This is a genomic window from Mesorhizobium sp. WSM4810 (assembly GCF_055811235.1).
This window is the reverse complement of the sequence record NZ_JBVVQV010000007.1, coordinates 59,900-84,596: the sequence shown is the minus strand read 5'-3', so window position 1 is coordinate 84,596 and position 24,697 is coordinate 59,900. Positions and strand designations below refer to the sequence as shown.

Here is a 24,697-nt window from a genome sequence, read left to right as displayed (position 1 = left end):
TGACGGCTAGTCGCACGTTGCTTATCGCACAAGTATGGCGCTGCCCCTCATTGTCCTGCCGGACATTTCTCCCCGTAAACGGGGAGAAAGACGCCGTCATTTGATGACTTCGCGAATCACAGCCTCGCCGAACGAGCGCCAGCGCAGCGACAGCGGGCTTCTCCCCGTTCACGGGGAGAAGGTGCCGGCAGGCGGATGAGGGGCAGCGCAAACATCTGCTTGAGAAGCGCTGCCTCTCAGTGCTGTAGTCGAGATGTCGATAAAATCGGCTATCATGAGTTTGTTAGGAGGCGTGGGATGGCGATGGAAGCAGCGGATTTCATGCCTGATGAAGCTGACATCGCCGGCATCAAGAGCAATCTCGCGGCCTATGAGGCCGAAAGGGCTTCGGCCTATCGGCAAGTCCGCTGGCGGGTGCCGCTGTTCATCGGCCTGGTCCTGGTGTTCGTGGCGCTTGTCGCCTGGCTTTTTAACAGGATCGCCGATCCCTACGAGCAATGGTTCTCGACGCCGCATGTGTTGCTCTATGTCGTCGGGTTGGTGGCGGCGATCCTGCTCTATTTCCAGGCGATCAAGCCTACGAGCAGGTTGCAGCACCGCAAGACACTGCTGCCGATCATCTTCGGCTTCATCAGGGACCTGCGCTACGAGCATGAGGTGACACCGAATTCGTTCGACCGGCTGCCGCGCGAGACGATCGGCACGTTCAACACCAAGCGCTTCGACGACATTGTCTCCGGCCGCTACGAGGGATTTCCGTTCGAGCTTTACGAAGCCGATCTCCGGCAAGGCACGGGCGGCACGATAGCATTCAAGGGGATCGTCGTTGCCTTCGAGACCATGGTGCCGTTCCCCGGCATATTGGTGGCCGCCCGCCGGACCGACATGGCCGCCGGGTTTTTCCGCGGCATGTTCGCCAGCAAGATGCAGGAATTGTCATGCGGGGTGCCCGAGCTCGATGCCGCCTACGACTTCCGCAGCGACAACATCGAGGCGGCGCAGCCGCTGGTGAGCGGCCGGCTGGCGCAGGCACTGACATGGCTCAAGGAGACGTGGCCTGATGATCCGGCGCGGGTCGCGCTCAATGGCAGCGACGGCTTTTTACTCCTGCCGCAGACGAGGAATTTTTTCGAGCTGCCTGATATCTCGGTGCCGCTCGACTACGCCAAGCATGTCGCGCCTATCATCGCCGACGTCGGGGCGATGCTGGCGACGGCGGCGCTGGTGCGCAAGATCGGCGCAAAGGACGCGGCGGCGGGTTAGCCCGAACTTGAGGTCTGCTGCCAGTTTCTGAATCAACACCAGGAAGTTCCCTCCTAGCGAACCGCGAGAGACAGGCGATCAAATCGCGAGAGAAGCCCAAAAAACAGTCGGCGCCGGGATTTCTCCAGCGCCTCCCTGTCAGATCAGGACACGGTCGCGGCAGCAACTTCCGTAAAGACGTCGCGCCATGCCGGCCTTGATGTTGACGGTCCTGCCAGCCACCGCCCGAGGGCAGCGTCCGTTCGGGACCTCGCCAGTCTCCACCCTTGCAAGCTTCGTCCAGCGCGCCATCGAAGGTCTTTGCCGTCCTTCATGGCAGCATCGGTCCGCCGTAGGCGTTCGCACGCTTTCCGCGGCCCCGTAGGTCTCGGTCCTCAAAACAGGCAAGCCTGCCTTCATTCGGGCCGTACGGGCCTCAGGAAATCTGCCGTCTCGCTTCGCCTTTCGACTTGGCAATCGGTAGCCGCCTGAGATGGGTTTAATGTACGGGAGATAAGCGTTTGGCGAAACGGCTGCGAGCCTGTGGATAGCGGGATTATCGGGGATCAGCGCCTGCATCGGCGCGTTTATTTTGCCGAGATGCAGGAGGCGGGGACACGGCCCTGATCTGCGGCGAGCAGCAGATCGAACATTCGGCTCTTGCCCCACACTGCGGCGCGGGCTTCAATGCCGGCGAAGGATTTTAGGACAGCAGTGTCGTTGCTATCCTATGGGGAGGCATTCTTGAAGGTCGGGGTGGTTCTCAATCCGATTGCCGGCGGCGGCTGGCTCAAGCGGCATTGGCCCGAGGTCAGCGCTTCGCTCAGGAAACATTTCGGCGATTTCGAGCTGCGCGAGACGCAGGCGACCGGCGACGCCGAACGGCTGGCGCTGGTCCTTGCCGCCAGCGGCTTCGACCTGGTGATCGCGGCGGGCGGCGACGGCACCGCCAGCGAAGTCGCCGACGGGCTGCTGCAGGCGTTTGCGGAAAGCGGCCGGACGGCCGAGCTCGGCCTGCTGCCTTGCGGCGCCGGCATCGATTTCGCCCGCGGGCTCGGTCTTTCGGACCAGGTCGACCTGACGCTGAAGCGCATCGCCGAGGCCAAGGCCCGCAGGGTCGATGCCGGCCGCATCTCCTATGTCGACGACCATGGCGCTCTGGCCAGTCGCCATTTCATCAACATCGCCAGCCTCGGCCTGTCGGGCGCCACCGACCGCGCGGTCAACGCCGACAAGCGCAAGGGCAATGTGTCGGCCAAGGCGCTGTTCTACTGGCGCACCGTGTGGGAATTCATGCGCTACCGGTTCCAGGACGTCGTGATCACCGTCGACGACGGCGTCCCGGTCGAGGCGCGCGTCGCGCTGGTGGCGGTGGCCAACGGAAAGTTCTTCGGCGCCGGCATGATGATCGCGCCGGATGCCGAACTGGACGACGGCCAGTTCGACATCGTCGTCCTGCGCGCGGCTGGCAAGCTGAAGCTGATCTGGGATATCCGTCTGCTCTATGGCGGCCGGCATCGCAACCACCCGGCAATCACCATTTTGCGCGGCAGGAAAGTCGTTGTCGAACCGCTCGGCGATGTGAAAAAGAACGGCGCGCTGGTCGACATAGACGGCGAGTCGCCGGGGCGCATACCGGCGACCTTCGAGATCCTGCCCGGCGCGCTGACGCTGAGGTATTGAATCAAGCTGTTGAGACCTTGGTTCCGGTCGCTTCGATCGGGATTTAGGCTATCAGGCCAACATGCTGGAATCGCGCGACAATTACCTGACGGCAGAGCTTGAGCCTAGCCGGGAAACCCGGTCGCATCTCTTGCGCGCGCTCACGGCGTCAACGGCGTCTGCATCATCTGCAGATGCAGGTCTGTGCCGGTCCAGGGATGCGCTTCGCAGACGGCTTCGTCGAGCTCGACGCCAAGGCCCGGCTCCTTCGACGGAATGACGTTGCCGTCCTGCCACTCGATCTTCTTCTTCAGCAGCTTCTCGTGAAAACCGTCCCACTGCTTCAGCGATTCCAGGATGAGGAAGTTGGGCAAGGTCACGGCAAGCTGGATGTTGGCCGCACCGACGATCGGCCCGCAATAGCAGTGCGGGGCGATCTGGATGTGATAGGCCTCGGCCATGGCGGCGATCTTCTTGGTTTCGAGAATGCCGCCGGAGCGGCCGAGGTCGGGCTGCAGAATGGTCGCGGCGCGGTTCTCGATGACGCGGGCAAACTCGAACTTGGTCGTCAGCCGTTCGCCGGTGGCGATCGGGATCGACGTGCCGCGCGCCACCTGCGCCATCACTTCGGGCATGTCGGGCGGCACCGGCTCCTCGAACCACAGCGGGTCGTAAGGTTCGATGGCGCGGGCCATGCGCAGCGCGCCCGATGCGGTGAACTGGCCATGCGTGCCGAACAGGATGTCGGCCCTTGAGCCGACCGCCTCGCGGATCGCCTTGATCATGCGGGCGGAGAGATCGATGTCGACGAGGCGCGGCTGGTGACCGTCAAAGGCGGTGTAGGGGCCGGCCGGATCGAGCTTGACGGCATTAAAACCCTGCTCGACATATTCGAGCGCGCATTCCGCCGCCAGGTCGGGGTCGTTGTAGACGTTCTTGCCGCGGGCATCTTCCGAATGGACGCTGCCGCTGTGCGGATAGAGGTATGTATAGGAACGAAGCGTTTCGTTAACCTGGCCGCCGAGCAGCTTGTAGACCGGCTTGTCGGCCTCCTTGCCGATGATGTCCCAGCAGGCGATTTCGAGCGCCGAAAAACAGCCCATGCCGGACACGTCGGGGCGCTGGGTGAAGCCGGACGAATAGGCGCGGCGGAAGAAGTTCTCGATGTCGTGCGGATCGCGGCCGATCAGATAGCGCTCGGCCATGTCCTCGATCATCCTCGCGGTGACGTGGGCGGAGAAGGTGGCGTTGTAGGCCTCGCCATAGCCGACGACGCCGCCGTCGGTGGTGAGCTTGACGAAGATGAAATACTTGCCGCCGATGCCGGGCGGCGGATTGCCGACAACCCAGGTTTTGACGTCGGTGATTTTCATTTTTGATCCTCCAGAACCAGTTCGGCGCCCTTCCATCCGGTCATGATCGCGGCGGCGTTGGTGTTGCCGGTGATGTTATCGGGAAAGATCGAGGCGTCGATGACCCGCAAGCTTTCGAGGCCGTGAACTCGCAGGCGCGGGTCGACGACGGCGGCGGTAGCGTCCGGTCCCATGCGGCAGGTCGCGACCGGGTGGTAGACAGTGCCCGAGCGCTTTCTGAAATCCTGGATGAGATCCGCGTCGGAGGTGATTGACGGGCCCGGCAACACCTCTTCCTCGATGATCTCGGCCATTGCCGGCATGGCGGCGATCTTCCGGATGAACCTCACCGCCGCCAGCATTTCGGCGACATCGGCCTCGGTCGAGAAGGCGTTGGCGACGATCTTCGGATAGTCGCGCGGATTGCTGGAGCGGATCATGATCTCGCCACGGCTCGACGGGCGGCAGTTGGACAGGCCGATGGAAAAGCCCGGCCACGGATCTGGGGTCAGGATCGGGCGTTCTCCGCTCTTCGGAATGACGGTCGAGAACGCCTGGAAGTAAAGCTGCATGTTGGGCCGTGCCGCGGCCGGGTCGGTGCGGAAGAAGCCGCCGGCATTGTTCATCGACAGCGACAGCGGGCCGGAGCGCATCAGCACGTATTGCATGCCGACCATGAGCTTGCCCCACCACGGGCGCAGGATCTGGTTCAGCGTCGGCAGCTTGCCCTTGAAAGTGTAGTTGATGCCGACATGGTCTTGCAGGTTCGCCCCGACATTCTCATTGGCGTGGACGACGCCAATGCCAAGCGCGCCAAGCAGCGCCGAGGGACCGATCCCGGAAAGCTGCAGCAATTGCGGCGAGTTGATCGAGCCGCTGGACACGACGATCTCGCGGCCGGCGCGGGCGGTTTTCGTCTCACCATTTTGGAGATACTCGATGCCAACGGCCCGCTTGCCCTCGAACAGGATCCTGGTCGCCAGCGCGTTGATCTCGACGCGGAGGTTTTTGCGCTTCATCGCCGGGCGCAGGAAAGCTCGGGCGGCCGACATGCGGCGGCCATTTTTGGTGGTGATCTGATAAATGCCGGCGCCTTCCTGGGAGGCGCCGTTGAAATCCGGGTTGAACGGCAGGCCGGCCTGATTGGCGGCCGCCAGATAGCGCTTGGTCAGCGGATGGACGGCGGTCGAGCAGTCGCTGATACGCAGCGGGCCGCCAACCCCGCGCCATTGATCGGCGCCGGCCTGATTGTCCTCCAGCGCCTTGAAGACGGGCAGCAGGTCGTCGAAGCCCCAGCCGGGATTGCCGGCCGCTGCCCAATCGTCGAAATCCTCGCGCGCGCCCCTGATCCAGACCATGGCGTTGATCGAGCTCGAGCCGCCGAGCAGCCTGCCGCGCGGCCAATGGTCGACATTGCCGGCGAGGCCGGGGTCCGGCTCGGTCTTGTAGTTCCAGTTGACCGCCGGGTCGAAGAAGGTTTTGCCGTAGCCGAGCGGCATCTGCACGTAGAAGCGCCGGTCGCTGCCGCCGGCCTCGAGCACCAGAACCGAGAAGCGGCCGGAAGCCGACAGTCTTTCGGCCACAACCGAGCCGGCCGAGCCGGAGCCAACGATGATGAAATCATAGGTCTGCATGATGGCTGCGGCCGGCTCCGAAATTTTGCTCAACCTAGACGCCGCGAGCCGCCGCGATCACCGGAGCTTCCGGCATCGCCTGTGAAAAAAGCGACCGGCACTTCGTTTGCATTCGGTGCCCTGACCGAAGCGGCCTTTGCCTCGAGGACAAGCGGTCGGAGCATCATACGCCATGATCAGCATTTTGCCTGAATCATAACGCATGATCGGTCGGGCCGTCACCCTGCGGGCGACGACCCTGAACCCGGCGCGAGCGAAGGTGGAGGCGTATCCGCTGCCGGAAGCGCTCGGCGATACATCGGCATCAAAAGGGTAGGCCTCAAGCGCAGGGGCATCTGCGCGCCTTGCGGATTCCAGCGCCGCTGCGATCAGGTGGGACGTGATGCCTTGCCGGCGGTATGCTTTTCGCACGTAGAGGCAGGACAAGGACCAGACCGGCGCATCATCCACCCGCTTGAGCTGCCACAGCCGATCGAGCCAGGGCACGGCATCGCGCGGTGTCACCTGGCACCAGCCGACAGCAGTATCGCCGTCGAAAGCAAGTACGCCTGGAGGCGGACCATGCTCGACGGCTTGCCGGAACGCAGCCTTGTTTTCCTCGCCTGGTCGCTTTCGATAACAACTGCCGATCCGCCCGTACATACACCAACAGCGACTGCAGACGGCGCTCTCACCGAACAGCTCCTCGAGCGTGGGCCATAGATCAGATGTCAGAGGGCGAGAGGCTAGTTCCATGTCAGCTGCCTTTCCCAACTCACTGTGCGCAGTCTAGCACTTGGCAGTGCGCGTTGACGCATCGGTGCCATCCCGATACGGGAGAAGATCGATATCGAGGGGATTTTGGCGCATGGTGCATTACGCGGACGGACGGCCGATCGGCGATCTGACGCTGAGGACCTTGGCCATGCCTTCGGATGCCAATGCGGCGGGCGACATTTTTGGCGGCTGGGTGATGGCGCAGATGGATCTTGCCTGCGGTATCCGCGCCGCCGAGCGCGCCAAGGGCCGCGTGGTGACGGCGGCGGTGAAGGAAATGTCGTTCGCCAAGGCGATGAAGATTGGCGACACGCTGTGCATCTATACGCATGTCGAGCGCGTCGGCCGCACCTCGATGACGCTCAAGGTCGAGGCATGGGCGCAGCGCTACCTCTCCGACCTGATGGAGAAGGTCACCCACGCCGACTTCGTCATGGTGGCGCTGGACGGCGAAGGCAAGCCGAAGGCCGTTCCGGCGGAAAGCTGACCGGCTGGACGCAGTCAGCTTAATCGGCGCGCCGCTGCCAGCCTCCTGCATGCGAATGGCGATGCGTCGCGTTTGCACATTGCCGTGACCATATCCGGCAGCGCATGGACAATGCGTCAACGATTGCTGAACGGCGCATTGGCAGGCGCGCTTCGCCTTGTTCTGCCTGATGGCCGCGATCGCCTGAGCGAGGTCAAACGAGACGAGGCCGCAGCCAGTTGCGGCTCCGAAAACCGCACCCTCAAGCGGCAAGTGCCGAGCTGCGAAATCTGCCTGCGACGCGACGTAAGACACCGGCGCGAGGAGCGTAAGCAATTGCGGCGAGGGGCGCCATCGACGGCAAGGTGGTCAACCGAGCCCGAAATCGAAACGGGACAGAAGCCGTGCGGGCCGGAATGCAGATGCAGCCGTAGAATTCGTCTACGCTACGCGCGTGCGCAAACCCTTGCAGCGCAAGAGTTTCAGGTATGAAGCCCATCGAACCTCGCGCGAGCGGCCTTGACCCGCTCGGTGTTCTTGCGCGCCCATTCGCCGAGTGCGCCGACCGGCACAAGCAGCTCGTAGCCAAGGTCGGTCAGCTCATAGTCGACGCGTGGCGGAATGGTCGGAAACACGGTGCGGGTGACGAAGCCGTCGCGCTCCAGCCCGCGCAACGTGGTGGTCAGCATCTTTTGCGAAATGCCGCCGACGGCGCTGCGCAATTCGTTGAAGCGCAGCGGCCCGTCACCGAGCTTGCCGACGACGAGCACGGTCCATTTGTCGCCGACGCGCTGCAGGATTTCCGAGATGGCGCGGCAGTCCTCGGTGCGGTGCGGGTGCCTTGGTATCAAAAAGGTGCCTCCTTGCGCCTCGTCGGCGCAGTCACTCATATAGCTCAGGTATCTAAACGATACCAGAAATTCGCCTGAAGGAGAGCCCCTCTATGTCCAAACCCAAAATCGCCATTGTCATCGGTTCGACCCGCGCCGCACGCTTCGCCGACGTTCCGACCCAGTGGATCGCAAAGATCGCCAAGTCGCATGCCGACATCGACGTGGAGGTGGTCGACCTGCGCGACTTCCCGCTGCCGTTCTTCGACGAGGTCGCTTCGTCCGCCTGGGCGCCGTCGCAGAATGAAGTGGCCAAGCGCTGGCAGAAGAAGGTCGCCGAATTCGATGGCTTCATCTTCACCGCCGCCGAATACAACCATGGCCCGACCGCCGTGCTGAAGAACGCGATCGACTACGCTGCCAATGAATGGAACAAGAAGTCGGCAGGCTTCGTCGGCTATGGCAGCGTCGGCGGCGCGCGCGCCGTCGAGCAGCTGAGACTACATGCGGTCGAGCTGCAGATGGCGCCGGTCAAGTCGGCAGTCCATATTGCGTGGGGCGATTTCCTTGCGGTCCGGCAAGGTGAAAAGAAGCTCGAGGAGCTCGAGCACCTGAACCAGGCGGCGACTGCACTGGTCAACGACGTTGCATGGTGGGCCAAAGTGCTGAAGGCCGCGCGCCAGGCCGACGCGGTGGCCGAGGAAGTCAGGGCGGCCTGAACCGCAGACCAGAACAATCCTCCCAAGGGTTCCCGGGGCGGCGCTTGCGTCGCCCCTTTTGATTCAGGCGATGGCTGGCTGCCGCGCCTGCCGAGGCCTGATGATACAGTCGGCGAGGCGGTCCATCTCGTTCAACTCATCCGCATGGTGCTGGCCCCACTCACAGAGCGCCAGAAGGATAGGCTCGAGGCTGAGGCCGAGGCGCGTCGCCGAATATTCGACGCGTGAGGGGATTTCGGCAAAGATCTCGCGTCTGACAAGGCCGTGTTCCTCCATTTCGCGAAGCTGCTGGATCAGCACTTTCTGGGTGATATCAGGCACCAGCGTCTTCAGCGCCGACAGCCGCCGGGGGCCGTCGAAGAGATGGTAGAGAATGACAGCCTTCCATCGGCCCGAGATCACCTTCAGCGCGCGTTCCGCCGGCAGCAGAGGCAGTCTCTTGAGCAGCCTTTTTGTCGGCACCCATTTGGTCGGCCCCGTTTTGGTCGGCATCGCCATGGTCACCTCCTGGTCAGCAGGGGACAAATGAGTGTGTAGTCGCGATCAGGCAGATAGTGGCAAACAGCAGCCGATGCCATAGCGATGGATGCATGCCATGAGAGCCATTCAACTGAACCGTTTCGGCGGTCCCGATGTCCTGGACGTCGTCGAGATGCCGAAGCCAGAGCCGCAAACAGGCGAGGTGCTGATCCGCGTTCATGCGGCCGGCGTGAATTTCTTCGAAGTGTTGATGCGCGGGGATCGCTACGCGGTGACGCCGCAATTGCCGATGGTTCTCGGCGTCGAGGCTGCCGGCACCGTGGAGGCGCTTGGTCACGGGGTCGACATCTCGCTGACCGGGACACGCGTCGCGGCGCCGCTGTTCGCTTCGAAGCGCCCGTTTGGTGGCTATGCCGACTATGTGACGATCGACGCAAAGCTGGCCGTTCCACTGCCGGAGACACTCTCATTCGAAGACGCGACGGCCTTGATGGTGCAGGGGCTGACGGCCTTTCATCTGCTGCGGCAAAGCCCGCCCGCCGGCAAGTCGGTGCTGGTCACTGCAGCTGCAGGCGGTGTCGGATCCCTGCTGGTCCAGCTCGCCAAACGCCAGGGGCGCCAGTGCCGTGATTGCGGTCGCCGGCAGCAGGGCCAAGCTCGATCTTGCCCTGTCGCTTGGTGCCGATGCCGCGGTCGACTACAGCACGTCGGATTGGCCCATGCGTGTACGAGAAGCGGCGGGCGGCGCCGGCGTCGATGTCGCCTACGACATTGTCGGCGGCTCGATGACGGCGGCGTCGCTGCAGGCTCTCGCGCCAGGCGGAGAGCTGGTCTTTGCGGCGCTGGGCAGATACGCGATCGGCGCTGCGGAACTGGAAGCGATGATCACCCGGAACCAGTCCCTGCGAGGTTTTGCCCTGCTTCCGCTGCTCTCTGCCGATGGCCTCAGGGCCAGCCTGTCGGACCTTTTCCAGCTGGCCGCCGGCGGCCAGTTTGCCGTGACGCAAGGCGGCCGCTATCCGCTCGACCAGGCCAACGAAGCGCACCGCCTGCTGGAGGAGCGCCGCTCGACCGGCAAGGTCGTGCTGATACCTTGAGTGGTGTGGTCGATTAACTGCGCACTGGCCGATCGTGGAACCTGTCCGCTCTGCGCCTGATATCGGCCATTGAGGTGACCGTTGCCACTGCCTGAAAGCAGAGATTGTTGGCGACCATTCTGGACGCCGCGATTGCGCCATCTGCGGAAGTTCGAGGCATCCCCAATGAACGGTTAGCAGTCGGACCCGTTCCAGAAGTTCGTGCGCGAGCGCCTACGGAACATTATCTACACCTAATAGATAACCTAGCCGATTTCGAAGAAATGGGACATAGTTGAGGAGCATATGATCTCTTGTTCACGAATCCGGGCGAGTCGCCCGCCAGCGATTGGAGATATGTCATGGCAGCCAATTGGGACCTTACGCAGACACTTAACAATGGTCGGGTCGAGTGGCCGACGGGTCCGATCACAGGCCTCACCTCCGAAGAACCCAGGTGGGTCGACGCCTGGGTTGTGCAGGCTGACGCTGGAGTCGCGTTACCGTTCATTAAATATGTGGGCCCCAGTCAAAGCTCAGGCCACACTCCACATTGGTCAGGTTGGGGGGCGGGGCCGTATACTATGTGGAAGGCAGACGACCCGGGGTGGGCATACGGAAAATTCACGAGCGGATTCGCACTGGGAATCGCGCTCTTGGCTTATCGGGATACCGCCACAAATCCCGATACCCCTGAATTCGAATGGTGGTATGAGATAGTCTGGCTTGCATAACGGCCGCTAACTATCGAGCGCGGCATAGATGGAGGAATGAAATGCCTATCGACGACGTTTATATGAAGAGTTTCCAAAATCAGGTCCAGGTCCTTGAGAACATGAAGACGGGGATTGAGGCTGCGATCGGCAGGGCCCAAAAACGGCTCGCGGAAGTTGAGCAGAAAGTTAACGAGGGGAAATCTACTAAGGAAGCTATAGAGGACGTTTTTAAAAAAAAGTAAAGGTCCGGCGGCTCAAGGCAGTCGGTGTTGGTTCGGAATGACCAACACGGGTCAAAAAGCGGCTATTCATCGAACAGAGGCGAGCGGAAAAATTCGCGGGACCGTCAAGTTGCGACGATACTGCATGAGCGGCTTGCCAGGGGGACCGGTGAACTGGATCTGGACCAGATCGCAGTTGAAGTCAGCACAGCTGAAGGTCCGTCATCGGCGTTCGCAACGCGATTTCTATGGTTGCGTTACCCCGGCGAACGCCACCAGATCGGCCACCGTGAAGTTTCCAGGCGTGGACGAAGGAAGGATAGGTGTGAACCCACCGGCGACGTTCAGATAGGATGACGCATCTCGCTTCAAAATCCTGACAAACGTCTCCGCCACGATCCTGCCGCCGACCGGACCCAACTGATTTCCGCCGGCAAGGACCGCAGCCTCGCGAAGGACGTAATACCACAATGGCGTCTTGTTCAGCAGTAAACCGCCGCTGGAATTCAGCACAGCCATTTCGGCCGCCGGCACCCCAGATGTCAGCTGCGCCGCGGTCATCGGCGCAATGCCGAATGAGTTGGCCATGCCCTGTCCACTCGGCAGACCGAGCGATAGAGCGCGCCGGAGGTTTCGCGTTGCCAGAATCGCCATCATTCCAGTGAATCCGGGCAACGATTCCAATCCGTTAGCGATGAAGCTATCGATTTTCCGGGCCTTGTTGTGAACCGGTACTGGCACTCCGGTGTCAAAGAACGCGTTGAAGTCAACGACCCAGGTGGAAAAGACCGGCAGCCGTGGATCGCGATTGAACTCAAAGACCTGTCCAAGTGTGGCTTCCTTGAAGTTGAAATTCACCCAATACGTATCGCGGATCATACTGTGGCCGAACCGGTACGCTGCCACGGCGAACTCGACGGGCATTCGGAACGAGCTGCCGATGGGAGCAGATACGCTCGCCATCGCGTTGTTCACGGCAGCCACTCCGCAGATTCTTGTCAAAAAATCGTGCACCACGGCCCATTGGTAGTGATGGGTCACGATTCGTTTGGCCTCTGCGAAGATGTCGCCCGCAAACGCGACTGCCACCAGAAGATCAACGACGGCGTTATGGAAACGCAGCATAGCGTGCTGCAACTGTACGATGATCAGATTTTCGTCGTTGCGCGGATCACCGATCGCAGCAGTGTTCGTACCCTGCATGCGGGGCACATCCCAGTTCGTCTGCTGGACCATGCCCGATTTGTCACCGTTGTTGCTGGGGCCGCCCGGGCCAATAGGAGTGTTCGAGCCCCTGTGCAGCTTGATTGCGGTAACTGGACCAGATGTGGGAAAAACGTAGAGAAACGGATCTAAGCCAGGCCCGCGGCCGTAAACGGACTCCAGATCGAGCGCCGGGCTGCGCATGTTACTGATTGTATTCGCATCCGTAGCGGCGTCGAGAGTCGACGAGACGTCGAACGTGATGTCATGGTCCACAAACTGACCAAAATAAGTGAAGCCTGCTGGTATCGAAGACACGCCCGCATCGGCGGGATTGTGAGAAGCAGGATTAGGATCACGGCCGGGGTCTCCCATCATGTTACCGAGTTGGCCGAGGAGTGCTTGCGTCGCGACATTGAATGGCAATTTCGTTGCCGCACGGGTGGCCGCGGACGACATGTACCCGAAGCGATCTGCACAGGCAGAACTCAGCCAGGGAAACGGGAACCAGTAGAGCGGAATTTTAACGCCGTGAAAACGTCGAATCCCCGGCTTCAGTGCGACGATAGAATCTTTGACGTCTTCCGGTAACTTCTCCACGGGAAGGTCCGCCGGCTTGATGCGATTCGCGCTGGCCAACAGTTGCTCCAGCGAAACGGTGGGCCTCAGATTCGTTTCGGTCACGCGCTTCCGCAACTCCGACAGCACGATCGGCTTTGGGTTAACGAAACCTTTGGGAATCGATGTCTTCTTGAGAAATTCGCGGACTGGCTCGGCAATTTCGGAGCTTGCGGCTGGGTTCGCTGTCTCAGCTTTTCGCTTCGTAGGCTTCGTCGCACCGAGTCGCTCAGGTGTCTGTTTCGCTGGGGCTGTCTTTTTCGTGACCATGCTTGGCCTCTTCGAAAATGATTTCAGGAAGTAGCACCCTCACCCAATGGGAAAGGGGGCCTTCAACAAGTTGGGATTAAGCAGAAAGGCCCATGCAGGCGGCACCCGGCTGGAGGACCCAGGTGTCGAGCCTCAGGTCTGTCTCGCCCGGGTCTAGCTCTAGGCCAGCGGTGAGACATATTTATACTCGTCGATCGTATCGAAGTTCGGGTGGCATCACATCACCTCCGATCCAGAGCGGTTCACAAGCAGGTGCGGGCGATACCCCTTGCCGCCTCCCGACGGTGTCACATTTTGACGAGTTTGCCTAGGCGGAGCTGGGTCGCGGCCGCGGCGACCACGTTTCCCTTCAGCTCGTAGAGATGCAGCGCTCCGGACACAGCGGCGACCGCCTCGTCGCCTCGGCGGGCGGCCTCGAGCACGTGCGACAAGTCGACCAGTGCATCCGCCCGGTCGTTGACGAAGTCGGTCGCTTCGGCGATCGTCACTGCTTCGCGCGCGAGCGCCTCCGCCGCCCGGAGCTCTGCCCGCCGCGCATGCACGCGTGCGCGCACGCGGCGCCAACGGACCTGCGTCACGAGGTCTCCGCTCGCAGCCAGCTGGGCGCTGAGTTTAGCAAAGTCCTCGGCCTCTTCGTCGCGTCCCTGTTCGAGGATCACCACGGCGAGGGACGCGGCCATCGTCGAACGGAACGCGCGCTCGCCCATCTCCTCAAGCGCGCGATACGCCGCGCGCGCGCTCCTCTCGGCCGCAGCGGGGTTCCCGGCGAGCAGCTCGATGACGGCCTCGTGCTCTGAGGACGCCACGTAGAGCGTAAGGCCGAGGTCGGCGTAGGTGGCGTTGCTCGTCGCGATCAGCTCGCGGGCAATCGCGAAGCGGCCGACAATCGCGTTGAGGCACGCGAGCTGACGGAGGATCGCTGCCTCGGACTCGGGGCTTTCGCCCACCTGCACGCGCATCGCCTCGCAACGGCGGATGCCCTCGGCTGCCGGGGTGGGCCCGAACCACAAGGAGGAAGCGATCCACGTGAGGATTTCGTAGTACTCATGCCAATCCCCCGCACGTCGCGCGTGAGCAGCAGCTTGCTCCCAAGCTGCAATGGCGGCCTCGCCGCGAGCCGCGGTGAAGGATAGCCAGGCCTCAAGCCGCCGTGCGCGGCACAGGCCGAGGTCGTCCCCGACGCGCTCGAAGACCGGGATCACCGCAGCTACCGCGCGTGCCGACTCCTCCAGCCCGCCCTCTTCGCCGTGGAAGATCCGGAGGAACTGCCGCTGAACGAGCACATGCGCTGCCAAGCGCTGGTCGTCAGCGGCAGCGGCCAAGCGCTCCGCCTCGTCCAGCGCGCGCCCGGCGTCGTCCAGCCGGCCGCTTTCGATCAGCGCGCCGCTCAAGTCGGCGAGCAGCACGATCCGCCGTGTGTCATCGGTGGGAAGCAGCCGGGAAACCCTCTCAAGCAGGCTGATCGCCGCCGGCAGGTCGCTGCGGACAAGCGCCCGCCGCCCGGCTGCCTCGAGCCGTTCGCACGCCCGGGCGGCAAGCGAGGCCGCGCGCACGTCGCGCGGACCGAGCGCGACACGGTACTGAAAGGCCTGTTCGAGGTGATAGCCGACAATCTCCTCAAACTCGCGTAGCCGGTCCGCGGCCGCTAGCTCGAGCCAGGCGGCGAAGCGCTCGTGCAGGTCGGCGCGCGCATTCTTCGGCAGGGAGCGATACGCGGCGTCGCGGATCAGGACGTGACGGAAGCGATAGGCCTTCTCGCCGGCGAACAACGGCGCCTCCGGGCGGATCAGGTCCCGGCGGACGAGCGCGAGCAAACCGTCCTCGAATGTGTCGAGCACCGGGCCGGCGAGCTCGCTGACGGCGCTCCGATGGAATACTGAGCCCTCGACCGATGCGGCCGTCAGGATGGCGCGCTCGACGGACGGGAGGCCCTCGAGACGGGCAGCGAGAAGCGCGTTGATAGTCGAGGGGACGGGCAGCGCAACGAGGTCCGACGCGGCGACCCAGCTGTCGGGCGCCTGCCTGAGCAACGCGTCGTCGACGAGCATCGCCACGAGTTCCTCAGCGAAGAGCGCATTGCCCTCGGCCGCGCTCGCGATCCTCGACTCGGCAGCGGGCGGCAGCGGCGCGGGGCCAAGAAGGTTGGAGATCAGCTCGCGGCATTCCGCGTCGCTGAGCCGCTCCAGGACGATCGACGTCGCGTTGCGTTTGCCGGCCCCCCAGCCAGGACGCGCGTCGAAGAGCTCCGGCCGCGCGATGCAGATGAGCAGGATCGGGAAATCGCGTGAGAAGTCGGCGACGTGCTCGACTAAGTCGAGGAATGTCGACTCGGCCCAATGGACGTCGTCCACCACAACGACGAGCGGCCCCGCTCGCGCGAGCGCCTCAAACAGCCTCCGGACGGCCCAGGCGGTCTCCTCGGTCGTCCCTTGTCCCGCGCCGCCAAGCCCGAGCGCCCCGGTCACACGCTCGGCAATCAGCCGGGCCTTCTCGTCGCCTGCGAGCCGCGCCTCGATCACCGATGCGAGTTGCTTGCCGGAGTCGGCTCCCTCCGCGCGGGTAAGCTCCCGGACGATCTCGGCCAGCGGCCAATAGGTGATGCCCTCGCCATAGGGCAGACAGCGGCCGTGCAAGACTGTGACATCCTCGGCAAGGCCGCTCGTGAACTCCCGTACGAGCCGCGACTTTCCCACACCCGCGTCGGCGAGAATGGTGACCAGGTGGCAGGTCCTATCGCCGACCGCGTTGCGGAAGACGGTCTCAAGCAAGGCTCGTTGGCGTTCGCGCCCGACGAAAGGCGAGTCGAAGCGGCGCGCAACGCCAGGGGCGTGGGCGTGGACATCTAACACGACGAGGGCGCGGATGGTCGCGCCGCGCTTGAGTGCGCGCGGCCCGCTGGGCTCGACGACGACCGCATCGCGCACGAGCTTGTGCGTCGGCTCCCCTATCAGGATCTCACTCGCCGTCGCTGCCTCCTCAAGGCGCTTCGCGACAATGACGGCCTCTCCGGCGACTGACAAGTATCCCTGCGTTTGGTCGCTGGCGATCACCTCGCCGGTGTTGATGCCGATTCGGTTCATAAGGCGGACGCCCCAACCGGCTTCGAGCTCGTGGTTAAGGATGGCAAGTGTATCGCGCATCTCCACCGCTGCCCGCACCGCGCGCAGCGCGTCGTCTTCGTGGACGAACGGCATGCCGAACACAGCCATGATCGCGTCCCCCATATAGTTGTCCACGATTCCGCCGTGCCGTTGAACGACGGCGCTCAACTCGCCGAAGTACCGGGAGAGCAAGTTCCGGAGCGCTTCTGGATCGAGGGAGAGGCTAAGCCGCGAGGAATCAACGATGTCGGCGAAGAGGATGGTGACCGTCTTGCGGGCGTCCGGCCCGGGCTCCCGCGCGTCCGGCGCTGCCGCCTTAGCTGGAACCGAGGAAGCCGCCTTAGGCCTCCGCTTCGGATTCGGCCGGAGATGGTTGTCCGATGACATGGCACGGCTCCGTGTCTTAGCCTCCCGACGCCGCTGACCAGTTGCGGATTGTCATGGGTGCTGATTTCACGATACAGCCGCTTCTCAACAAGAACAAAGCGGTTTCCTCGCCGGTCAAAACTCCCGCACTTCTTCCAAAGATATCTTTTGGGCTATCTGCAGGGCTTTAGTTGGCTTCTCCCTCATAGGTGGAAGAACCGGCTGCAAACTTGCCGAGCGGTCCGTCCGCAGAAAGCGATACCCGCACTATTAGGAATAACCACCGGGCCTGCTGGGGTGAAACCCAGCGGGCTTTCTCGCGTGTCATATTCAACAAGGATCAGATGCAGACCCCAATTACAGATCGAATGAACCAACACAAGCGGGCTTGGTGCCTGCCAGTTACAGCTCAGTCCTGCGTCTTGAGGAAGTCCGAGACAGTGCGCATGCAGAGGTCCCGCTCCTCGACATGCGGCATGTGGCTCGAATGTCCGAAACGCGTTCCACATAGGGTCGAACCACCTCGGGTGTAGCCTCGTCGTGGCGGCCACGGCGCTCTCCTCGTTGCGGCGAGCATCATAGGGCGAGCCTGTCAGAGGGGGGCAGCTATGAAAAGTGATAGGGTCTTTTCGTCAGTTGTCGAGCAGGCGGAAATGCGCGGCGCGAACGACGGCCTGCGTGCGGTTCCTGGCGCCCAGCTTCCTGGCGGCGGCGGTGAGGTGCATGACGACCGTAGGAATCGAGCGCCCGATGACGCGCGAGATCTCCTTGGCAGAGAGGCCATGTGCCGAATGGCGGAGACACTCGCGCTCGCGCTCAGTCAAGGACGGCAGGAGCGGACTGAGAGCCGATCGGTCGTAGAGGGCGTAGGCCATATCGTGGAAGACATGCGCCAGCAAGCTAAAGCGCGCGATGGTTCCCGCATCCCGATCTACCATCTCGTCCGCGCCGAGGCGGATGCCGGTAACCGTGGCATAGCCGCCGCGCGGCATGTGGATAGGGATCGTGACGCCGCTAGTGAGGTCGCGCTCGCGCAGATAGCGCGCAACGGGTTCCGTAGTCTCGTCGAGGAGCGCTCCTATCTCGGTGTCGATCTCCTTGTCGTAGCTCCAGGCGAAGGGGGTGGAGCTGCGCGCCGCCACGATCTGCACCGGATCGATGCGGAAGTAACCTCGATCGCACCAATAGTCGCGCATGTCATCATCGATGTTACGCAGCTTGAGCATCGACGGGATCATGATAGCGCCGTCGAGATCGTACGGGATGGGCGTGTAGTCGTAGACCAGCGCGTCGTAGCCTAGGCCGGACAGGGCGGCGAACGCCTCGTCGATGCATTCGTCCAAGGTGCCATGGCGAGTGAAACGCTGCCTGATCGTTGTGATTTCGTCCAGCATGAGCTCTTCCGCCGACATCCTCCCGGACCCACCCTATCACTTCTTATAGCTGACGCACTCCCAACGTTTCGCTTAAAGTATGAGCATGCCTAAAAGCTGTGCATTCGGAGCGTATCATGTGGCGTGAGATGGCGGCGGACGATCGCATCGAGGTAAATGTCGACGGCTTTAAGGTCGTCGCCTACAGCTTCGGCTCCAGCACCGAGACGGTGTTCTGCCTCAACGGCGGGCCTGGCCTGGCCTGCGACTACCTTCGCGAATCGCACTCCTGCCTGGTAGACCAGGGATACAGGGTCGTGGCGTTCGACCAGCTTGGCACCGGCGCCTCCGACCGGCCGACGGACACCTCGTTGTGGACTATCGCGCGCTACGTCGAGGAGACCGAGACGGTTCGCAAGACGCTGGGACTCGGCAATGTCCACATGCTGGGTCATTCCTGGGGCGGCTGGCTGGCGATCGACTATGCGCTTGCCTACCAGGAGAACCTGCAGACGTTGATCCTCGAGGATACCGTCGCCGACATGCCGCATCTTGTTCTGGAACTGGAACGCCTGCGCGCCTCGCTGGGACCCGAGACCGTATCGATGATGCAGAAGCACGAGGCGCAGGGAACCTACGATCATCCGGAATACATGGCGGCGGTGACGATCCTCAACTACCGCCATGTCTGCCGCCTGCCCGAATGGCCGGCGCCGGTGCGCCGCTCGCTCGACGACTGGAACATGGGACCCTACGCGACCATGCAAGGTCCGAACGAGTTTCTCTACATCGGCAATCTCAAGGACTGGAACCGGGTGCCCGACCTGCCCAGGATCAAGGTGCCGGTGCTGATCACGCATGGCGAGCACGACGAACTGACACCAGCCTGTGGTCTGCGCATGAAGCTTGGCCTGCCGCAGTCGGAGTTGCACATCATCCCGAATGCGAGTCACATGCCCTTCTACGAGAACCCAGCTGCATACTATCCGATCCTTTTAGGGTTCCTCTCGCGCAACAAGGCAGGCTGATGCAGGCCGAATGCAGGGGAAAGGGAGCGGACGGGGAAACACCTCAGGGCCATGCACCGCTATAAGTTCGTTCTATACCGTCCGCTTCAGTTCCTGCCGGTGCTGTTCGGCATCAGCGTGATCACGTTCATCCTTGTCCGGCTGATCCCCGGCGACCCCGCTCGCGTTCTGCTCGGCGTCCGCGCCACCCCCGAAGCGATCGCCCGCATCCGCGCGCAGTACGGCCTCGATGAGCCCATGCTCGCCCAGTATTTCTACTTCCTGCGCAACCTCGCGGACGGCGAGATGGGGCGCTCGATCCTCTACAAGATCGATGTGCTGAAGCTGATCGCCACGCGCATCGAGCCCACTCTGACGCTGGTGCTTTGCAGCGTTGTGCTGTCGGTATTGATCGCCGTGCCGGTGGCGGCGATCGCGGCGCGCAATCAGGGCAGGCTGGCCGACCAAGTTATCCGCATCGTTTCCACCTTCGGCATCGGCTTCCCGCCCTTCTGGCTCGGCCTGATGCTGATCATCCTGTTCAGCGTCGAACTCGCCATTCTCCCGGTGTCCGGTTACGGCAACACGCTTTCTGAAAAGCTTGCACATCTCGTGCTGCCGAGCCTCACTGTCTCGCTGTCGCTGTCGACCGTTCTGGCGCGCAGCTTGCGTGCGGCGATGGTCGAAGGCTTGAAGTCCGACGTGGCGACTGCCGCGCGCGCGCGCGGCATGCCGGAGAGCATCGTGTTCTGGCGCCACGTGCTGCCAAATTCGTTGGTGCCGACCGTCAACCTTCTCGCCGTAAACATAGGTTGGCTGATAGGCGGCACCGTCGTGGTGGAGACCGTATTCGCGCTGCCCGGCATGGGCCAGCTGCTGGTGCGCGCCATCTTCTCGCGCGACTACATGGTCGTGCAGGGCGTGGCGATGGTCTTCGCCTGCGCCACCGTGCTGATCAACTTCCTGGCTGACATCGTCACGGTGGCTCTCGATCCGAGGGTGAAGCTGTGAGCGAGCCCTTGGCCGCGCCCGCGCTCGGCAGGAAGGGCCGCTTTCGCCGCCGCGGTACGCTGGCGGCCGGCGTCTTCCTGCTTGGGGCGTTCGTCTTCCTCGCGCTCGGCGCGCTGCTGATCGCGCCCTACGATCCGATCGCCCAGGACGCGACAGCACGGCTCCAGGGGCCGTCCTGGCTGCACCCGTTCGGGACCGACAATTTCGGCCGCGACATCCTCTCGCGCGTCATCTGGGGTACGCGCATCGACCTCAAGATCGCCGTCATCGGCGTTATCTTCCCCTTTCTCATCGGCACCACGCTGGGTACGGTAGCCGGCTTCTTCGGCGGGATAGTCGACGCCATCTTCATGCGGCTGGTCGACGTCATCTTGGCCTTCCCGTTCCTGGTATTGATGCTGTCGATCATTGCGATCCTGGGGCCTGGCCTGGCCAGTTTTTACATCGCCATAGCCCTCGTCGGCTGGGTTTCCTACGCGCGGCTCATCCGCGCCCAGATGCTCGTGCTCAAGAACCACGACTACGCGGTTGCGGCGGTCAGCCTCGGCTTCAGCCGCATGCGCATCATGTTCCGTCACCTCCTGCCCAATGCCGCTGCCGGCTCGGTCGTCTTCGCGATGTCCGACGCGGTCCTCGTCCTGCTGAATGGCGCGGCCATTAGCTATCTCGGGCTGGGCGTGCAGCCGCCAGTCGCGGAGTGGGGCGTGATGGTGGCGGAAGGCCAAGCCTTCGTCACCACCGCGTGGTGGATTACACTGTTCCCGGGGCTTGCGATCGTGACGCTCGCCTTCGCCTTCAGCATGATCGGCGACGGGCTGGCCGATTTGTTCGGGGTTCACGAGTGATCGCGGCGCTGCTCAAGGTCACCGACCTGACGGTTGTCCATGACGGTGACGGCGGGGAGCGTATCCTGCTTGATGCCGTGTCGCTCGATCTCGCCCCGGGAGAAGTGCTCGGGCTGGTCGGCGAGAGCGGGTCGGGCAAGAGCCTGCTCTGCCGCTCACTCGTTAGGCTGCTGCCATCGAGCCGGCTCAGGATCAGCGGTGGCTCGATCACACTTTCCGGGCGTGAGCTGACGACCGCGCCGGAAGCCGAGATGCTCGCGGTGCGCGGCGGTGAAATCGGCATGATCTTTCAGAATCCGAGCAGCCATCTCGACCCGGTCATGAGGATCGGCGACCAGATCACCGAGGGCATCCGCTTTCACCAGCGGCTGGACGCCAAGGCGGCGCGCGCCGCGGCGGTGGATATCCTCGCCCAGGTCGGGTTTCCGGATCCGGCTCGGCAATACGATAGCTACCCGCACGAATTCTCCGGCGGCATGCGCCAGCGCGCCATGATCGGCGCGGCGCTATCGAGCAATCCCAGGATCCTGATCGCCGACGAGCCGACGACGGCACTCGACGTGACGATACAGGCGCAGATCCTGCGGCTTCTGATGGACATCCGCGCCAGGCGTGGACTCTCGGTGATCCTGGTCACCCACGATCTCGGCATCGTCGCCCAAGTCTGCGACCGCATCGCGGTGATGTGGCAAGGTCGACTGGTGGAGATTGGAGAGAAGCGCGGTCTGCTTGCGGCGCCGGCGCATGCCTACACCCGTTCGCTGATCGCCAGTCATCCCTCGCTGCCGGAGGAGGACATGCCGGCAAAGGCTGAGAAGCTCCGGGCACCCGGAGCGGTGCCGGTGGTCGACATCGAGAAGCTGCACGTGCGCTTCGCCACGGGCGGCCTGTTCCGGCGAGGCGCGGTTGATGCCGTCAATGGGGTCACACTCCGTGTCATGCCGGGCGAAACGGTCGGAATTGTCGGCGAATCCGGAAGCGGCAAGAGCACTCTGGCGCGCGCCGTCCTTGGACTTACGCCGGTCTCGTCAGGCACGATTCGGTTCGATGGTATGGACATCGCATCGGATCGCGCAGTCCTCGGCATGCTGCGACGTCAAACCGCCATGGTTTTCCAGGACCCCTACAACGCCCTCAATCCTCATCTTACCGTTGGCAAGATGCTGGCCGAGGTCCTGCGGGTACAGGGCAAGATCGAGACCGCGCAAATTCCGGCACGCTGCGGCGAACTGCTAGACCTGGTCGGATTGGGGCGCGCGTTCCTCGACCGCAAGCCGCGCTCGATGAGCGGCGGCCAATGCCAGCGAGCCGGGATAGCTCGCGCGCTCGCCGTCGACCCGAAACTTATCATTGCGGACGAGTGCGTGGCCGCCCTCGACGTCACCATCCAGGCGCAGATCGTGGAGTTGTTCCGCGAACTGGTGGAACGTATGTCGCTCACGCTGATATTTATCGCTCACGATCTCGCAATCGTTCGCAATCTCTGCCAGCGTGTTGTGGTGATGCACCGCGGCGTGATCGTCGAGGAAGGTCGGTCGGAGGAAGTGTTCTCCCGGCCGAAGCATGCCTACACCGCCGCGCTGATTGCCGCCGTTCCGCATATCGATCCGGACAAGCCGCTGCTTGCTCCCTCGAACATGGCGACCCCGCAGGCCGACGGGGTCGCAAACTGAAACCAAAGGCAAACCAGAAGGGGAATACCGATGTTAAGAAGCAAATGGATGCGCATCGGCTTGGTCACCGTTATGACCAGCCTGTCCCTGGGGGCGACGCTCGCAGAAGCCGCCGGCGTACTCACGATTGGCCGGCGCGAAGACTCGACCACCTTCGATCCGATCAAGACCGCCCAGAACATCGACCTGTGGGTGTTCGCCAACGTCTATGACGTGCTGATCCGCGTCGACAAGACGGGCACCAAGCTGGAGCCCGGTCTCGCCGAGAGTTGGGAGGTCAGCCCGGACGGCCTCACCTATACGCTCGAGCTGCGCGACGCGAAGTTCTCGGACGGCTCCGACCTGACGGCCGACGACGTGGTGTTCAGCCTCACCCGCATCAGGGATGACGAGGGCTCGCTGTGGGCGGATCCTTTCAAGGTGATGGATACGGTCGAGGCAACCGATCCAAAGACCGTCACGATCAAACTCAAGCAAGCGACCGCGCCGTTCCTGGCGACGCTGGCCTTCCCGATCGCCTCGGTTCTTTCCAAGAAGGGTTTTGAGGCGCTCGGTCCGGAGAAATATGCCGAAACACCCATCGGCTCTGGCGCCTTCACCATCACGGAATGGAGGCGCGGCGACCGTGTCATCCTGGCGAAAAACCCGCATTTCTGGGAGGCCGATCGTGTCAGCCTCGACGGCGTCGAGTGGATCTCCGTGCCGGACGATAACACCCGCATGCTGAACGTGCAGGCCGGCCAGCTCGACACCGCGATCTTTGTGCCGTTCTCACGCGTCGCCGAACTGCAGAAGGATTCCAACCTCACCGTCCATCTCGACCCGTCGACCCGCGAGGATCACCTGCTGATTAACCACGAGCATGGCGCGCTGGCGAAGAAGGAGGTGCGGCAGGCCCTCGACATGGCCATCGACGAGCAGGCTGTGGTCGACACGGTGACGTTCGGCTACGGCGAGGTCGCAAACTCCTACGTCCCGAAGGGCGCACTCTATTACTACGCCGACAATCTGAAGCGGCCCTACGATCCGGAAAAGGCCAAGCAGATGCTGGCCGACGCCGGGGCCTCGGACCTGACGCTCAACTACGTCGTGCGGGCCGGCGACGAGATCGTCGAGCAGACGGCCGTGCTGCTGCAGCAGCAGCTCGCCAAAGCCGGAGTCACCGTCCAAATCCAGAAGGTCGACCCGAGCCAGGAATGGGACATGCTGGTGGCCGGCGACTATGACGTCGGTGTCAACTACTGGACCAACGACATCCTCGACCCAGACCAGAAGACCACCTTCGTTCTCGGCCACGACGCGAACATGAATTACATGACCCGCTACAACAACGAGAAGGTCAAGGAGCTGGTCGCGGCGGCGCGCATCGAGATGGATCCGGCCAAGCGCGAGCAAATGTACACCGATCTGCAGAAGATGGCCAAAGAGGACGTCAACTGGATCGATCTGTACTACAGCCCGTTCATCAACGTCTCGCGTATTAACATCGAGAACTTCTACCAGAATCCGCTGGGCCGGTTCTTTCTGGAAGACGTGGTCAAGAACTAGACTTGTGAACGAAGCCACGGAACGCCGCTCTGCGGCGTTCCGCCCAGCACTGACAACACGTTTGGCGTGCCGCCCGTCTGACCGCGCGTCGTTTGTTGGGACAGGTGAGCGATCTGCTGCTGTCGCTACTTTCTGACAGTTCCGCGCTGATTGCGGACGGTCCGCACTTGTGAAGGGTTTCGGGCGCCGGCATGCCGTCTCCGGAAAACGTCGATACTACACGATTTATCGGCATACCGGCAACTAGTGGCCCACCGGCAATGCCACTGGAACGGCCCCTCAGGTGAAGGTTTTTCGATGTGGGCCGCAGCGCGAGGGTGCGGGCTGGGATCGACATCAGCCCGCGTTGGAAAACCTCCCAAGCCATCGAGCCATGGAGCCTGAACCGTGATGAACAGCGGCGCGACGCGAGCCGTTAGACCCTGACGCAATCGCCATTTCCGAAGGGTCGGCCAGGGACTGCGAACCAACTTTAGCTATTTCCCTCCGGACCTTTTGGTCCTGCTCCGTCCTCCCAAGACGGCTCGT

The 24,697-nt window shown here is 62.9% G+C and carries 19 protein-coding genes and 3 pseudogenes; 12 read left to right on the top strand and 10 right to left on the bottom strand.

The window, feature by feature from the left end; genetic code table 11:
- The first annotated feature begins 303 nt into the window (after positions 1-303).
- Both AC0L3O_RS12935 and AC0L3O_RS12930 read left to right on the top strand, forming a co-directional pair.
- Entirely contained in the window at positions 304-1,263 is a 960-nt protein-coding gene (locus AC0L3O_RS12935) for a hypothetical protein (RefSeq protein ID WP_473615844.1), read from the top strand.
- Between the two features lie 723 nt (positions 1,264-1,986).
- Positions 1,987-2,925: a diacylglycerol/lipid kinase family protein gene (locus AC0L3O_RS12930; RefSeq protein WP_473615756.1), complete on the top strand. Its 939-nt coding sequence runs from the start codon at positions 1,987-1,989 to the stop codon at positions 2,923-2,925.
- 140 nt (positions 2,926-3,065) lie between these two features.
- On the opposite strand, the gene AC0L3O_RS12925 is transcribed toward AC0L3O_RS12930, so the two are convergent.
- From AC0L3O_RS12925 to AC0L3O_RS12915, 3 genes are read right to left on the bottom strand one after another with little or no spacing between them, the layout of a single operon-like run.
- A complete protein-coding gene (locus AC0L3O_RS12925; RefSeq protein ID WP_473615754.1) occupies positions 3,066-4,277 on the bottom strand; it encodes a mandelate racemase/muconate lactonizing enzyme family protein in 1,212 nt (403 codons plus the stop codon).
- Positions 4,274-5,890: a GMC family oxidoreductase gene (locus AC0L3O_RS12920; RefSeq protein WP_473615843.1), complete on the bottom strand. Its 1,617-nt coding sequence runs from the start codon at positions 5,888-5,890 to the stop codon at positions 4,274-4,276. The genes AC0L3O_RS12925 and AC0L3O_RS12920 overlap by 4 nt, the downstream gene beginning before the upstream one ends.
- Before the next feature lie 57 nt (positions 5,891-5,947).
- A complete protein-coding gene (locus AC0L3O_RS12915) occupies positions 5,948-6,532 on the bottom strand; it encodes a GNAT family N-acetyltransferase (protein WP_473535136.1) in 585 nt (194 codons plus the stop codon).
- Positions 6,533-6,737: 205 nt separating this feature from the next.
- Between AC0L3O_RS12915 and AC0L3O_RS12910 the strand changes: the two genes are divergently transcribed.
- Positions 6,738-7,133, top strand: coding sequence for an acyl-CoA thioesterase (locus tag AC0L3O_RS12910; protein WP_027151084.1), 396 nt, complete (start codon positions 6,738-6,740; stop codon positions 7,131-7,133).
- A 461-nt stretch (positions 7,134-7,594) separates the two neighbouring features.
- Here AC0L3O_RS12910 and AC0L3O_RS12905 read toward each other — a convergent pair whose 3' ends face one another.
- Entirely contained in the window at positions 7,595-7,963 is a 369-nt protein-coding gene (locus AC0L3O_RS12905) for a winged helix-turn-helix transcriptional regulator (RefSeq protein ID WP_473535061.1), read from the bottom strand.
- Between the two features lie 92 nt (positions 7,964-8,055).
- Between AC0L3O_RS12905 and AC0L3O_RS12900 the strand changes: the two genes are divergently transcribed.
- Positions 8,056-8,661, top strand: a complete 606-nt coding sequence (locus tag AC0L3O_RS12900) for an NADPH-dependent FMN reductase (RefSeq protein ID WP_473535060.1) — start codon at positions 8,056-8,058, stop codon at positions 8,659-8,661.
- A gap of 63 nt (positions 8,662-8,724) precedes the next feature.
- Here the strand turns inward: AC0L3O_RS12900 and AC0L3O_RS12895 are convergent, their stop codons facing one another.
- Positions 8,725-9,159 carry a winged helix-turn-helix transcriptional regulator gene (locus AC0L3O_RS12895; RefSeq protein WP_473615753.1) on the bottom strand — a complete coding sequence of 145 codons (435 nt, stop codon included), beginning with the start codon at positions 9,157-9,159 and terminating at the stop codon, positions 8,725-8,727.
- A gap of 13 nt (positions 9,160-9,172) precedes the next feature.
- Positions 9,173-9,478 (bottom strand): hypothetical protein, encoded by a 306-nt coding sequence (locus tag AC0L3O_RS12890; RefSeq protein ID WP_473615853.1) that lies wholly within the window; start codon positions 9,476-9,478, stop codon positions 9,173-9,175.
- Between AC0L3O_RS12890 and AC0L3O_RS12885 the strand changes: the two are divergent.
- Both AC0L3O_RS12885 and AC0L3O_RS12880 read left to right on the top strand, forming a co-directional pair.
- Positions 9,392-10,238, top strand: a pseudogene (locus AC0L3O_RS12885) (quinone oxidoreductase family protein). The gene AC0L3O_RS12890 and the pseudogene AC0L3O_RS12885 overlap by 87 nt on opposite strands.
- Before the next feature lie 754 nt (positions 10,239-10,992).
- Positions 10,993-11,175, top strand: coding sequence for a hypothetical protein (locus AC0L3O_RS12880; RefSeq protein ID WP_287208949.1), 183 nt, complete (start codon positions 10,993-10,995; stop codon positions 11,173-11,175).
- Between the two features lie 225 nt (positions 11,176-11,400).
- Here AC0L3O_RS12880 and AC0L3O_RS12875 read toward each other — a convergent pair whose 3' ends face one another.
- Positions 11,401-13,245 carry a peroxidase family protein gene (locus tag AC0L3O_RS12875; protein WP_287208950.1) on the bottom strand — a complete coding sequence of 615 codons (1,845 nt, stop codon included), beginning with the start codon at positions 13,243-13,245 and terminating at the stop codon, positions 11,401-11,403.
- A 287-nt stretch (positions 13,246-13,532) separates the two neighbouring features.
- The gene (locus AC0L3O_RS12870) at positions 13,533-16,733 is read right to left on the bottom strand and encodes an ATP-binding protein (protein ID WP_473535056.1); all 3,201 of its coding nucleotides are present in this window, start codon (positions 16,731-16,733) and stop codon (positions 13,533-13,535) included.
- Positions 16,734-16,753: 20 nt separating this feature from the next.
- Between AC0L3O_RS12870 and AC0L3O_RS12865 the strand changes: the two are divergent.
- Positions 16,754-16,834: pseudogene (locus AC0L3O_RS12865) on the top strand (DUF2726 domain-containing protein); the annotation flags it as partial.
- A 287-nt stretch (positions 16,835-17,121) separates the two neighbouring features.
- Here the strand turns inward: AC0L3O_RS12865 and AC0L3O_RS12860 are convergent.
- Both AC0L3O_RS12860 and AC0L3O_RS12855 read right to left on the bottom strand, forming a co-directional pair.
- Positions 17,122-17,261: pseudogene (locus AC0L3O_RS12860) on the bottom strand (proline iminopeptidase-family hydrolase); the annotation flags it as partial.
- An 83-nt stretch (positions 17,262-17,344) separates the two neighbouring features.
- Positions 17,345-18,106: a LuxR family transcriptional regulator gene (locus AC0L3O_RS12855; RefSeq protein WP_287280774.1), complete on the bottom strand. Its 762-nt coding sequence runs from the start codon at positions 18,104-18,106 to the stop codon at positions 17,345-17,347.
- 116 nt (positions 18,107-18,222) lie between these two features.
- Between AC0L3O_RS12855 and AC0L3O_RS12850 the strand changes: the two genes are divergently transcribed.
- From AC0L3O_RS12850 to AC0L3O_RS12830, 5 genes are read left to right on the top strand one after another with little or no spacing between them, the layout of a single operon-like run.
- Positions 18,223-19,113, top strand: coding sequence for a proline iminopeptidase-family hydrolase (locus tag AC0L3O_RS12850; protein WP_287194283.1), 891 nt, complete (start codon positions 18,223-18,225; stop codon positions 19,111-19,113).
- Positions 19,114-19,164: 51 nt separating this feature from the next.
- Positions 19,165-20,103: an ABC transporter permease gene (locus AC0L3O_RS12845; RefSeq protein WP_473535054.1), complete on the top strand. Its 939-nt coding sequence runs from the start codon at positions 19,165-19,167 to the stop codon at positions 20,101-20,103.
- Positions 20,100-20,948, top strand: a complete 849-nt coding sequence (locus AC0L3O_RS12840) for an ABC transporter permease (protein ID WP_473535053.1) — start codon at positions 20,100-20,102, stop codon at positions 20,946-20,948. The genes AC0L3O_RS12845 and AC0L3O_RS12840 overlap by 4 nt, the downstream gene beginning before the upstream one ends.
- Positions 20,945-22,621: a dipeptide ABC transporter ATP-binding protein gene (locus tag AC0L3O_RS12835; protein WP_473535052.1), complete on the top strand. Its 1,677-nt coding sequence runs from the start codon at positions 20,945-20,947 to the stop codon at positions 22,619-22,621. The genes AC0L3O_RS12840 and AC0L3O_RS12835 overlap by 4 nt, the downstream gene beginning before the upstream one ends.
- 48 nt (positions 22,622-22,669) lie before the next feature.
- Positions 22,670-24,169, top strand: a complete 1,500-nt coding sequence (locus AC0L3O_RS12830) for an ABC transporter substrate-binding protein (protein WP_473535135.1) — start codon at positions 22,670-22,672, stop codon at positions 24,167-24,169.
- Positions 24,170-24,697: the final 528 nt, after the last annotated feature.

What these genes read in the sequence shown, in the direction of transcription:
- AC0L3O_RS12915 (WP_473535136.1), bottom strand. Translation starts at nt 6,532, where the DNA reads ATGTACGGGCGGATCGGCAGTTGTTATCGAAAGCGACCAGGCGAGGAA.
- AC0L3O_RS12855 (WP_287280774.1), bottom strand. Translation starts at nt 18,106, where the DNA reads ATGCTGGACGAAATCACAACGATCAGGCAGCGTTTCACTCGCCATGGC.
- AC0L3O_RS12900 (WP_473535060.1), top strand. Translation starts at nt 8,056, where the DNA reads ATGTCCAAACCCAAAATCGCCATTGTCATCGGTTCGACCCGCGCCGCA.
- AC0L3O_RS12870 (WP_473535056.1), bottom strand. Translation starts at nt 16,733, where the DNA reads ATGTCATCGGACAACCATCTCCGGCCGAATCCGAAGCGGAGGCCTAAG.
- AC0L3O_RS12845 (WP_473535054.1), top strand. Translation starts at nt 19,165, where the DNA reads ATGCACCGCTATAAGTTCGTTCTATACCGTCCGCTTCAGTTCCTGCCG.
- AC0L3O_RS12935 (WP_473615844.1), top strand. Translation starts at nt 304, where the DNA reads ATGGAAGCAGCGGATTTCATGCCTGATGAAGCTGACATCGCCGGCATC.
- AC0L3O_RS12920 (WP_473615843.1), bottom strand. Translation starts at nt 5,890, where the DNA reads ATGCAGACCTATGATTTCATCATCGTTGGCTCCGGCTCGGCCGGCTCG.
- AC0L3O_RS12910 (WP_027151084.1), top strand. Translation starts at nt 6,738, where the DNA reads ATGGTGCATTACGCGGACGGACGGCCGATCGGCGATCTGACGCTGAGG.
- AC0L3O_RS12925 (WP_473615754.1), bottom strand. Translation starts at nt 4,277, where the DNA reads ATGAAAATCACCGACGTCAAAACCTGGGTTGTCGGCAATCCGCCGCCC.
- AC0L3O_RS12880 (WP_287208949.1), top strand. Translation starts at nt 10,993, where the DNA reads ATGCCTATCGACGACGTTTATATGAAGAGTTTCCAAAATCAGGTCCAG.
- AC0L3O_RS12895 (WP_473615753.1), bottom strand. Translation starts at nt 9,159, where the DNA reads ATGGCGATGCCGACCAAAACGGGGCCGACCAAATGGGTGCCGACAAAA.
- AC0L3O_RS12875 (WP_287208950.1), bottom strand. Translation starts at nt 13,245, where the DNA reads ATGGTCACGAAAAAGACAGCCCCAGCGAAACAGACACCTGAGCGACTC.
- AC0L3O_RS12850 (WP_287194283.1), top strand. Translation starts at nt 18,223, where the DNA reads ATGTGGCGTGAGATGGCGGCGGACGATCGCATCGAGGTAAATGTCGAC.
- AC0L3O_RS12830 (WP_473535135.1), top strand. Translation starts at nt 22,670, where the DNA reads ATGCGCATCGGCTTGGTCACCGTTATGACCAGCCTGTCCCTGGGGGCG.